Below are 11,510 nucleotides of genomic sequence, written 5' to 3' on the forward strand. Positions count from 1 at the left end.
CAATTGGAAATATTTGGTTACCTTTGCATCCCTCTAAAAGTGAGGATTTTATTATGAAAGCACTCCGTCAATTTGATATTGCCTTTGTGGGACTGAAGCCCGGAGAGCATACATTTGAGTACCAAATTACGGATAGTTTCTTTGAAAACTACGGCCCGCAGGATTTCAGCAATTGCAAGGCAACTGTAAAGTTGCTCTTAGACAAGAAAAATAATTTTTTCCTGTTGAAGTTTGAGATCGGCGGAACTGTTACTGTGAATTGCGATCGTTGCGGACAGCCATTCGATTTACAACTATGGGATGATTTTGAACATGTTGTAAAATTGGCGAACAATCCGGATGAGCTAAATGAGGAGGATGATACAGATGTTTCTTTTATATCTTTAACGGAATCACATCTGAACGTGGCTGACTGGATCTATGAGTTTATTAATCTCAGCATCCCTATGCAGCGTATTCACCCGGCAGACAGTACAGGACAAAGCGGTTGTGACCCAAAGATCCTTGATATGCTGGACCAGATGAACCGGCAGGCAAACGAAAAGGAAAATCCGATCTGGAAAGGTCTGGATAAATTTCGTGACAACTAAACATTCAGTGTACGTCGAAGGCGGAGATTGATACTAACTTTATTAAACTTAAACACGGACAATTAAAACTTAAATAAGATGCCAAATCCGAAACGCAGACATTCTCAGCAAAGATCAGCTAAGAGAAGGACGCATTACAAGGCCTTTGCGGATACTTTAAGCACTGATAGCGCAACTGGTGAAGTGCACCTGAGACATCGTGCTCACTGGGTAGAGAACAAACTGTACTACAGAGGAAAAGTAGTATTGGAAAAACAAAGCAGCACTAAATAATTTTACTATTTTTACCCCGACCAAACAGACAAACCTAAACGTTCATGAGAATCGGGCTTGATATGATGGGTGGCGACTTCGCCCCTCTCGAAGCAGTAAAAGGAGTAAAATTATTTTTCGACACTGTTGCTACTGATGCGCATCTGGTGATGATCGGTGATGAGGAAGCTCTGGCGCCCTTATTAGCAGATGCACAGTTAGACCAATCAAAATATTCAGTTGTTCATTCATCTCAGGTAATTGGGATGAATGAACATCCTACCAAGGCGCTGAAGGAAAAACCGCAGTCCTCTATTGGCATCGGCTTCCATCTCTTACAGAAAGGAAAGATCGATGCATTTATCAGTGCCGGTAACACCGGCGCTATGATGGTTGGTACATTCTACTCCATCAAAGCAATAGAAGGTGTACAACGGCCAACTATATCCACTCCCGTTCCAAGGGAAGATGGATCCTTCGGGCTTCTGCTGGATGTTGGTATCAACGCTGATTGTAAACCAGAGAATCTGGTACAGTTTGCTGTCCTTGGCTCCCTTTATTCCAAACACATCCTGGGAATCAACAATCCAACCGTGGGTCTGTTGAATATCGGTGAAGAAGAAGGAAAAGGAAATCTCCTGGCTCAGGCAACTTACCCCTTACTCAAGGAACATCCGCAACTGAACTTCGTCGGCAATGTGGAAGGACGCGACGTCCTCACCAACAAAGCAGATGTGATTGTGTGTGAAGGTTTTACCGGCAACGTAGTGCTGAAAATGGCTGAATCATTTCACGATATCGCTTTAAGACGCAATATCAAAGATGATTACATACAGAAGTTTAACTTCGAAGGCTATGGTGGTACCCCTGTACTGGGTGTGTCACAACCGGTAATCATCGGTCATGGTATCTCTCAGGCTACCGCCTTTAAGAACATGATCTCACTGGCTCAACAGATGATCCAAACAAAGCTGCTGGATAAAATCCGCGAAAGTTTTGTGAAATAGTTTACATCCTATCGAAAATGAAAGGTATTGATACCGTCTCTTCTTTGAGACGGTATTTTTTTTCAATTAAGATCAGGAATCAGCATACAGCGGAGACAGATAGACAATCATAAAGTCCAAGGGCACCTCCATTCATGGAAGTGCCCTTGGACTTTATGATATAAGCATTAATAAATCAATACTTTAGTTTACAGAAGATCATTACAGTAATTCCCGGCTGGACTTTACACCTTTTCCAGCGGGAGCCGTACATAGAACGTCGTTCCTACCGTCAACTGTGTCTCAAACCAGATCTCTCCCCTCGCCTGCTCTACGATGTTTTTACACATCGCCAGTCCCAGACCGGTACCAGAGTTTTTGGTGGTAAAATTCGGTACAAAGATCTTTGGCTGTATTTCCGGCGGAATACCTTCCCCATTGTCTTCCACACTCACAACTACCCAACCTTCCTCGTGCTCCGTCATCGCGATCGTTACATTTCCATCCCGGCCTTCCGGCAACGCCTGTACTGCGTTTTGCAGGAGATTGGTAAACAGGCGGTTCATCTGCGTTTTATCAGCAAAAACATAAAAGGCCTTTCCGGGTGGTGGGAAATGCATATTGAAATTGTCGTGGATCTGGTAAAGATCCTTCAGCGAGTGCAGTACCTCATTCAGTAATAATACCTCACTGTTTGCCTCGTCAATACGCGAGAACGCTGAGAAATCAGAGGCAATATTAGCAAGGTGCTCTATCTGCTCCACCAGCGTATGTGCCACGTTTTTAGACAGCTGTTTTACATTTGGCGCATCATTATCGATCGCACGTTGCAGATATTGTATACTGAGCTTCATGGGCGTCAGCGGATTCTTGATCTCATGGGCGACCTGTCTGGCCATTTCTCTCCATGCGCCCTCCCTTTCACTCTTTGCCAGTCGGGCGGCACTGACTTCCAGTTTACGTACCATCTTATTGTATTCCCTCACCAATGCCCCGATCTCGTCGTCCTTTTCCCATTCAATCTCGTCATTCTGCCCGAGGTTCACATGCCGCAGCTTTTCTGTTACCAGAGAGAAGGACTTCGTAATAGAGTTCGTGATCAGCAATGCCAGCAAACCAGCGATCAGGAAGATAAAGGCATTGAAGTTAATCAGCGCGACGAGGAAGTTTGAGATCTGCTGATTCAGTTCCGTCTGCGTAGCGAAATAAGGCACATTCAGATAGGCAAAGATCTCTCCGGTACTGCTCCGCAAGGGTTTATAGCCGGAAAGATATTTCATGCCACCAATCTTCTCTTTCTGTATCCACTGTATCTTAGGTTCACGATATAACTGTAAAAAGGCATCCGGGTTGATCTTCCGGGATAACAGCCCTTTCTCCGTGATCAGAGGCTGTGTGGTGACCTGCAGATTGCCATCCCGGTCATAGATATTGATATCCAGCGCCCGCTCGTCTGCTATTTCTGCCATCTCGGCTGTCAGACCAGCCTGGAATATCGGATCGTACAGATCTTCAAGGTCATCGAACATGCGCTGATTTTCAAAAACCTTTTCCACATCTCGGGACACTTCATTGATCGTACGGCTCAGTCGCTCCTTATTCTCTCTTTCTGAACGGTCGATAAAGAAGAGGATCGTTGTCAACCCCAAAATGATGAAGGCAAATACGACGATAAATATGATCGTACCATGCACTTTTTTACGGATACTGATGTTAACGAGTGTCTTCAGATTACCGATACGCATCCGCGCTTTAACCATCAGATCCAGTACCCTGTAAATAGCGATGATCAGCAGGAAAAGACAGAACATCCATGCAAAAAGCGTGATGAACTCCACAAAACTTCTGCTTTCTTTCACCACTATCACAACCTTGTCTTTCGAGGCCTTATAGATCAGGCGGGAAAAGCCTTTATGATAATCCAGTGTGATCTCATCTTTGGGTATATCTGAGGCGTATAATTTGACAGGGAACGCATAATCGTTGTTATTACTCACCAGTTCTCCCTGATCATAAATCGCGTAGGAATAAGCTGTGGAGGATTCTTTCTCCGGATCGTAAATATCTCCATCTACCAGCAGTTCCGGATACAGACGCTGGGTATTGACCACTGCGGGTGTCAGTTCGTAGATGAGATAACCGGCGGGTGTATTATTTCTGTAGAAATCTTTACGGCCGATATAGCTGTAGTCGTTATAACTGCGTTCATTGTAGTACAATTCATTTCCGATCAGTTCTGAGCCCATCAGCATGCGCCGGCTGAGTGTCGGAAATGAAGACGTATCACCACCATACAGTGGCTCGAAGTACTCATTAAAGGGATAAAAATTGACGTTAAATCTGGCCAGATAGCCTTTGAAATATTTCTGTTTCAGTTCGTCGAGAATGCCTCTCTGTGCGGTTCTGCCTGCACCACTTTGCTGAAAGAACGTTTGTAAAAGCTCGTCTTCTTCCATCTGGCGTGTCACATCGGTGAGCAGCATTTCAACGTAAGGATCTTTCTGTTTGGATAACTCCACGGCCATACGTTCCCGCAGACTGACTTCCTTTTTGTCGTTGTAGTATACAAGCACTGCAGAAGTAGTGATGGTAAGCAGGAAGAGCCAGAAGAGGAATGGTACTGTGGCAAGACTGTTCTCAAACCGATAGGATAATGCATCCAGCAGGACCACATAAATGATCAGCCAGATAACCATGGCTACTGAGTAGTAGATATCCGGATTCTGTAGACGGAAAGCGAGCCAGACGATACCGACAATGCCCAGAAACAGGTATTTGGTGCGGTGGCGGAAATTAGTCAGTTCATTCAGCAGGTAGTTGATGATCTGTGAAAAAAACAGGAAGCTGAATGAAATAAAACCGAGTATGATAAAGCCGATAATGCTGTATTCGTTCAGACTAAAGGGGTTTGCCACATCAAATGAGATCCTGGAGTCAATTACAAGACTCTGTATGAGCTGGGAAAGGAACTCTCCCACCAGATACATGATGAAGCTGGCAAGAATGATCACGACACGTTGCTGACCGCGGTTGGTCACCCGTGGTGCTTTGATGGTTTTTACATGTTCACGGAAGAACAACAATAACCAGAAACCAAGCAGTACGTTGAGTAAGAGGTCACCCAGTGAGCGGAACACTTCATCCTTTGCATAGATCAGTGGCGTGAATATGTTGAGTGTACGCAGGTTAAAAGGAAATGGGTAGAGATAACTCAGCGTACGACAGACAATAATGATCGTAAACAGGAAAAAGAAGCCATATAAGGGATTCTTTTGTCTGGCCAGTGTAGTGGCAAAAAGATTAACGAATATCAATACACAGATACAGCCGAGTACACGCAGTATAACACTGAGCAGATTAGGCGGTCCGGTATCCAGTGTACGGTCGTAATAGAGATAGAAAAGTATGAGGTTTTGTCCGTTTAATACGGGGATGCCCGGTGGTTTCAAATGGATGGTATATTCCATCCCGAGGGCCGGTTTATCAAAGAAATGATCAACGAGGTAGTTGTTACTGAGGCTATATTCCATCATGACGGGGATAGCCGCCATCAGGTAACGTTCATGTCCGGCCTGTTGCTGCGGAACTTTTTTGCAGATCACCTCATAATAGCCGTTCTTCAGTTTGAGGAAGCGGATACCGGGTTGCAGGGGAGCCTGCCATTCTTCCGGCAATACGAGGTTGGTGCTCCAGTATACCAGCCAGCGGCTGGCAGTACTGCTATCATATGCAAAGACATAGAATCCCTGTTTAGAGAGCAGTTTTTCTTCTTTCTCATCATGATCACGTGCGAAAATATGCGCTATCAGTGTGCTATCTGTGGACAGTTCCTGAAAGGCCATTTCCCTTTCCCTGATACTCTTCTCCAGACTGCGTTTTACCCCCTGCGGAGAGGAATAGTAAGACCAGTAATTGCTGAAAAGGAAAGAAAAAGTGAATAACCAGGCAGCGATAATCAGGAGATAGCCGTGACGGATGAAAAAAATCCTTATTTCTTTGATATCCAGCAAGTTCTTTATTTTTCTGATTTTTTCACTTCGTTCCAGAGCGCATCCATCTCTGTGAGAGACATTTCATCGAGGGCTTTCCCTTGCGCTGTGGCCATCTGTTCCATCTGCTGAAAACGGCGGATGAATTTCTTGTTGGTACGTTCCAATGCATTTTCTGCATCTACTTTCAGGAAACGGGAGTAATTGACGAGGGAGAACATGACATCTCCGAATTCGTCTTCCATCCTGTCCGGCTGTCCCAGCTGTACAACCTCATGGAGTTCGTCCATTTCCTCTTTCAGTTTGTCCCATACCTGTTCGGCGTCATCCCACTCAAATCCTACTTTCTGGGCTTTGGACTGGAGGCGCATGGCTTTTACCAATGCCGGCAGTGATACGGGTACACCGCTGAGAACGGAGGTTTTACCTTCTTTGAGCTTCAGCTTTTCCCAGTTTTGTTTCACCTCTTCTTCCGTTTCCACTTTCACATCGCCATATATGTGCGGGTGACGGTAAATCAGTTTTTCGCAGATGCCGTTGATGACGTCATCTATGGTAAATTGCTGTTGTTCCTTACCGATTTTGGCGTAGAATACGATGTGCAGCAGCAGGTCGCCCAGTTCTTCTTTGATTGATTTCCAGTCCTGGTCTGTGATTGCGTCTGTCAGTTCGTACAATTCTTCGATAGTCTGCTGGCGGAGCGTCTGAATGGTCTGCTTCCTGTCCCAAGGGCATTTTTCGCGCAGATCATCCATGATTTCCAGCAGGCGGTTAAAGGCCGAATTATTTTCCATCTGTCAAATATAAAGAATTCCCGGAGGGAGAAGCCTGTATGGGATTTATGTTAATTTCTTTTTGTTGACAGATAGGGCATTTTAGTTACATTTGCCGCCGGTTTTGGTTAACCGGAAAACGATTAATTTTTAGTTCATGAATAGCAAACACATTGCGCTAATTTCAGCGGAGCTGAACATCTCAGCGCGACAAGCGGAGAACACCATGAATTTGCTGGCGGAAGGGTCCACCGTTCCGTTCATCAGCCGCTACCGTAAAGAAGTAACCGGTAGTCTGGATGAGGTACAGATCGGAAAGATCGAGGACCTGCAAAAACGCTACAAGGAAGTGGATGAACGCCGCGCTTTCATCATCAAAACCATTACAGATCAGGAGAAAATGACGCCTGAACTGTTGGGTAAAATTGAAGGCACCTGGGCACTCACCGAACTGGAAGATATTTATCTGCCTTATAAACCGAAACGTAAGACCAGAGGTACACAGGCCATTGAGAAAGGTCTGGAGCCACTGGCCAAACTGCTCTTCGAACAGCAGGAAGCTGCTCCGCTCACCGCTGCGGAAGGATTCCTGAATGAGCAGGTAGCTTCTACCGACGAGGCACTGAAAGGCGCCCGTGATATCATGGCAGAGTGGATCAATGAAAATGCAGAGGTACGTGACAAACTGCGTAAACTCTTCACCCATACTTCCGTACTGACATCCAAAGTGATAGAAGGAAAAGAGGAAGAAGGTGCCAAATACAAAGACTATTTTGATTTCAGCGAAGAAATCCATGCGATCCCTTCTCACAGGGCGCTGGCGATCCTCCGTGGAGAATCTGAAGGTTTCCTGTATGCAACGATCAACCCGGCGGAAGAAGATGCTGCTGAGATCATCAACAAACAATTCGTAACTGGTAATAACGAAAGCAGCAAACAGGTAGAAAAAGCAGCAGCTGATTCTTACAAACGTCTGCTTCGCCCATCACTGGAAAACGAGTTCCGTGCACTGACCAAAGAAAAATCAGATGCCGAGGCGATCGAAGTATTCGCAGAAAACCTGCGTCAGTTATTGCTGGCAGCTCCACTGGGACCAAAAGCAGTCATCGCAATTGACCCAGGTTACAGAACAGGTTGTAAAGTAGTAGCACTGGACAATCAGGGTAACATGCTGGATCACGACGTTATTTTCCCTCTGGAAAAGAACTACAAGAGAGATGATGCAGAAGCCCTGCTGAAAAAATGGGCTGACAAATATGACACTGCTGCTATTGCCGTGGGTAATGGTACTGCAGGTCGTGAAACTGAGGAATTTGTAAAGAAACTGGATTTCGGTAAAAAAGTGAACGTGTTCATGGTAAATGAAAGCGGCGCTTCCGTTTACTCGGCTTCCGAAGTGGCGAGAGAAGAATTCCCTGACTACGATGTAACCGTTCGTGGTGCAGTATCTATCGGCCGCAGGCTGATCGATCCACTGGCTGAGCTGGTGAAAATCGATCCTAAAGCGATCGGTGTAGGTCAGTACCAGCACGATGTAAACCAATCCAGTCTGAAACAGAGTCTGGACAGAGTAGTAGTAAGCTGTGTGAACAATGTGGGTGTAAACCTGAATACAGCTTCCAAACACCTGTTGGCATATGTATCCGGTCTGGGACCTTCTCTGGCGGAGAACATCGTGAAATACCGCAAAGAAAACGGTGCATTTAAAAACCGTACACAGCTGAAGAAAGTAACCCGTCTGGGTGATAAAGCCTTCGAACAATGTGCGGGCTTCTTACGTATCGAAAATGGTGACAATCCGCTGGACAATTCAGCTGTTCACCCTGAGCGTTATTCTCTGATCGAAAACATGGCCACCAAACAGTCCTGTACTGTGCAGGACCTGATGGCGAAAGAGGAGCTGCGTAAGAAGATCAATCCGAAAGAATATGTAAGCGAAGAGGTAGGTCTGCTGACACTGGAAGACATCCTGAAAGAGCTGGACAAACCAAGCCGTGACCCTCGTGACGAGATCGCTATCTTTGAATATGCTGAAGGTATTCACAAAATGGAAGACCTGAAAGTAGGTATGACACTGCCGGGTGTGGTGACTAACATTACCAACTTCGGTGCTTTTGTGGATATCGGCGTAAAACAGGATGGTCTGGTACATATTTCTCATCTGAGCAACCGTTTTATCAGCAACCCTAATGAGGCGGTAAAACTGAACCAGAAAGTAACGGTAACCGTACTGGAGGTAGATCCTTCCCGTAAGCGTATTTCATTGTCTATGAAAGACAATGAAGCGCCACAGGCAGGCGGCGGACAGCGCAGAGAAAGAAGAGAGGGTGGTAACAACAGCAACAGCGGTAACAGCAACAGGAATACCAAACAGAGCGCACCTGCGCCACTGAATGATTTCCAGGCTAAACTGGCTGAGCTGAAGAAGAAGTTCAACTAAACGTCTGAAGCAATAATATAAAAAAAGCTGTCCGCCGAAGGCGCGACAGCTTTTTTTATGCCGGTAAGGCAATATGTTATCAATTCATGGAAGGAAATTTCAATTTCCAGCGTCTCAGTTTTTCCGGGAAGGTGGAATCACTTCTTTCGCTAAAGAGTTTCACGACGCCGTTTACGGCAATACCGACATAAACGACATCGCGGCGCATATCTACTGCCAGTGCTGCTTCGTCTGCACCACAATAGTGGCGGCGACAGCCCTGATTGTACAGTACTTCATTTTCCAGTTCAACAGGCGGAGTTACATCAAAGCGTTCAGCAAAGATGGGATCCTGTTTTTCTTTTTCCAGCAGCGCCTTAATACGGGACTTTAGCGGCTCTTTCTGCAGCATGCCTGTCTCAGCAATATATTTCCCCTCAAACTGTTCAAATGAATGCCATGAAGCGACCTGAGTGGGTTCAATAGTGTCTGCGATGGTCATCATGGTGTCTGTGGTGGGTGGAGGAGTACCTCCTTTTTGCTGGCTGTCTTTATTGGCAGCCGGTTCTTTGCATCCTAGAATACAGGCAGCTACAACATATACTGCTGCCAGATGTTTGTTCATGGTCATGGTCTCAATTACGAATTGCGACTGCGCATTACGAAGCAACTTCCTTCGCATGATCCGGCTCGTAATACGCAGCTTATTTTCCTTTAAAAACAGGTGTTCTCTTATCAACAAAAGCCTGCATGCCCTCTTTCTGATCTTCAGAGGCAAACAGCAGATAAAAGTTTTTACGTTCAAAATGTAGTCCTTCTTCGAGGGAGCTATCAAATGCTTTCAGTACAGATTCTTTAGCCATTTTCACTGCCAGCGGACTAAGAGCAGCTACTTCTGTTGCCAGCCGGATGGCTTCATTCAGGAAAAGTTCCACCGGTACTACCCGGTTAATGAGACCTGCACGTGCAGCTTCTTCTGCAGTGATAAAGCGGCCTGTCAATACCATTTCCATGGCCAGTGCTTTACCTACGGCGCGTGTCAGGCGTTGTGTACCTCCTGCGCCAGGCATAACGCCTATTTTTATTTCCGGCTGTCCGAATCGCGCTGTTTCGCTGGCTACTATCATGTCGCATAGCATGACCAGCTCACATCCCCCTCCCAGCGCGAAGCCGCTTACTGCCGCAATCAACGGCTTTTTAGTTTTTTTTATTGTGTCCCAGGTGCTGAATTGGTCAATGTTGTACATATCCATGGCAGTTTTCCCTGCCATCTGTTTAATATCGGCGCCTGCGGCGAATGCTTTTTCATTACCGCTGATGACGATTGCACGCACATTGTCATCCGCATCCAACATTTTTAATGCATCCCTGAGCTCCATCATCAGTTCAAGGTTCAGTGCATTGAGTTCTTTTGGGCGGTTTAACTGTATGTGAGCCACATAGGGGGCTACCTGCTGGTGTATGATTATAAATTGTGGTTGCATTCCCTAATTTACGTATTTAATAGCGTCAGCGTTGCCATAAATCCGATAAAAACGATCAGCAATGTCACCAGATAGGTCATCGTCAGCAAAAAGCCTTTCAGCACCGATTTTCCCCACGACTGACCATAGGTGTTTTTCAACGCAATGATCAGATATGCAAATATAACCAACAGCCCTATACTCGTAACGGCCTCTGTATGAAACAGACGATCCAGTGCTGCACAGAACAGGTAAAAGATGAAGAAAAAAACGTGGATGTGGATAGAGAAAATGGCATGATCGGCATAGAACCATTTCTTTTTGTCGTACATCCATCGGAGATAGAGTGCAAAGAGTGGCAGCAGTACAAACATCATTTTAGGATAATTGTGGTGGAATAACTCCTCCTGTGCCTCTTCCGCATGTTTGCTTTCTTCATCACTTCCTGTAACACCATTGGCTGCACTAAAATAATATCTGGCCATTTTACGTTCTAAGAGACCGTCCCTGTACTCATCGGGTAATGTTTCCTGAAAGGAGTCGTATTTTTCTCTGGATTCAAAGGTGTAAAGCCTTCTGAACCAGTTCTCTGTAGAGAGGTCGCCGGTTTTTAAAGAATCCGGCAGACTGGCAAAAGACTCCCGGGCTGTCTTCCGGTTGGCGTCCAGTTGCGCTTTTGTTTCGTGGTCAATTTTTACCTTATCTTCTTTCGGCGTCAGCGCGAAATATAACAGGAAGAACAGAAAAGAGGAAAAAATATACAACTTAATGGGCTGTACAAATTTTACACGCTTACCTGCCGTATATTCTCTGGTAATGTGTCCGGGGCGGGTGAATAAATACTTGAAAGTCAATATAGTTTTGGAATCATAATGAACGATATCGGCCGCAAATTCCTTTACCAGATGACCAAAAGTTTCATGGGGTATGATATTTTCCTGTCCGCAGTTCGTACAATACCTGCCGGGTACATCCGTCCCGCAATTCAGACAGTTCGTTTCTATTCTGAGTGGCTGTGTTTTCAAAGCGGTTGACTGG

Annotated in this window: 9 protein-coding genes; 4 read left to right on the plus strand and 5 right to left on the minus strand. The window is 45.6% G+C overall.

From position 1 onward, the window contains the following. Positions 1 to 53: 53 nt before the first annotated feature. The 3 genes from FEF09_RS13755 (at position 54) to plsX (ending at position 1,849) form a co-directional block, all read left to right on the plus strand. A complete protein-coding gene (locus FEF09_RS13755; protein WP_146305652.1) occupies positions 54 to 590 on the plus strand; it encodes a YceD family protein in 537 nt (178 codons plus the stop codon). A gap of 78 nt (positions 591 to 668) precedes the next feature. After that, complete coding sequence (rpmF, locus tag FEF09_RS13760; RefSeq protein ID WP_012793868.1) at positions 669 to 863, plus strand: 50S ribosomal protein L32; 195 nt, start codon at positions 669 to 671, stop codon at positions 861 to 863. Positions 864 to 907: 44 nt separating this feature from the next. After that, entirely contained in the window at positions 908 to 1,849 is a 942-nt protein-coding gene (gene plsX / locus FEF09_RS13765) for a phosphate acyltransferase PlsX (protein WP_146305653.1), read from the plus strand. A gap of 224 nt (positions 1,850 to 2,073) precedes the next feature. Here the strand turns inward: plsX and FEF09_RS13770 are convergent, their stop codons facing one another. Together FEF09_RS13770 and mazG are read right to left on the minus strand one after the other, a co-directional pair. Beyond that, positions 2,074 to 5,838: a sensor histidine kinase gene (locus FEF09_RS13770; protein ID WP_146305654.1), complete on the minus strand. Its 3,765-nt coding sequence runs from the start codon at positions 5,836 to 5,838 to the stop codon at positions 2,074 to 2,076. 5 nt (positions 5,839 to 5,843) lie between these two features. After that, positions 5,844 to 6,611 (minus strand): nucleoside triphosphate pyrophosphohydrolase, encoded by a 768-nt coding sequence (gene mazG, locus FEF09_RS13775; RefSeq protein ID WP_146305655.1) that lies wholly within the window; start codon positions 6,609 to 6,611, stop codon positions 5,844 to 5,846. Between the two features lie 136 nt (positions 6,612 to 6,747). Here mazG and FEF09_RS13780 point away from each other — a divergent pair, with 136 nt between their 5' ends. Next, positions 6,748 to 9,030 carry a Tex family protein gene (locus tag FEF09_RS13780; protein WP_146305656.1) on the plus strand — a complete coding sequence of 761 codons (2,283 nt, stop codon included), beginning with the start codon at positions 6,748 to 6,750 and terminating at the stop codon, positions 9,028 to 9,030. A 79-nt stretch (positions 9,031 to 9,109) separates the two neighbouring features. Here FEF09_RS13780 and FEF09_RS13785 read toward each other — a convergent pair whose 3' ends face one another. Genes FEF09_RS13785 through FEF09_RS13795 form a run of 3 tightly spaced genes read right to left on the minus strand, consistent with a single transcriptional unit; the run spans position 9,110 to position 11,497 of the window. Beyond that, positions 9,110 to 9,691, minus strand: a complete 582-nt coding sequence (locus tag FEF09_RS13785) for a hypothetical protein (RefSeq protein WP_146305657.1) — start codon at positions 9,689 to 9,691, stop codon at positions 9,110 to 9,112. 22 nt (positions 9,692 to 9,713) lie between these two features. Further along, positions 9,714 to 10,493, minus strand: coding sequence for an enoyl-CoA hydratase-related protein (locus FEF09_RS13790; protein WP_146305658.1), 780 nt, complete (start codon positions 10,491 to 10,493; stop codon positions 9,714 to 9,716). Positions 10,494 to 10,501: 8 nt separating this feature from the next. Further along, positions 10,502 to 11,497, minus strand: a complete 996-nt coding sequence (locus tag FEF09_RS13795; RefSeq protein WP_186774336.1) for a DUF3667 domain-containing protein — start codon at positions 11,495 to 11,497, stop codon at positions 10,502 to 10,504. Positions 11,498 to 11,510: the final 13 nt, after the last annotated feature.

Source organism: Chitinophaga pinensis, assembly GCF_007896845.1.
Taxonomy (GTDB): Bacteria; Bacteroidota; Bacteroidia; order Chitinophagales; family Chitinophagaceae; genus Chitinophaga; species Chitinophaga pinensis_C.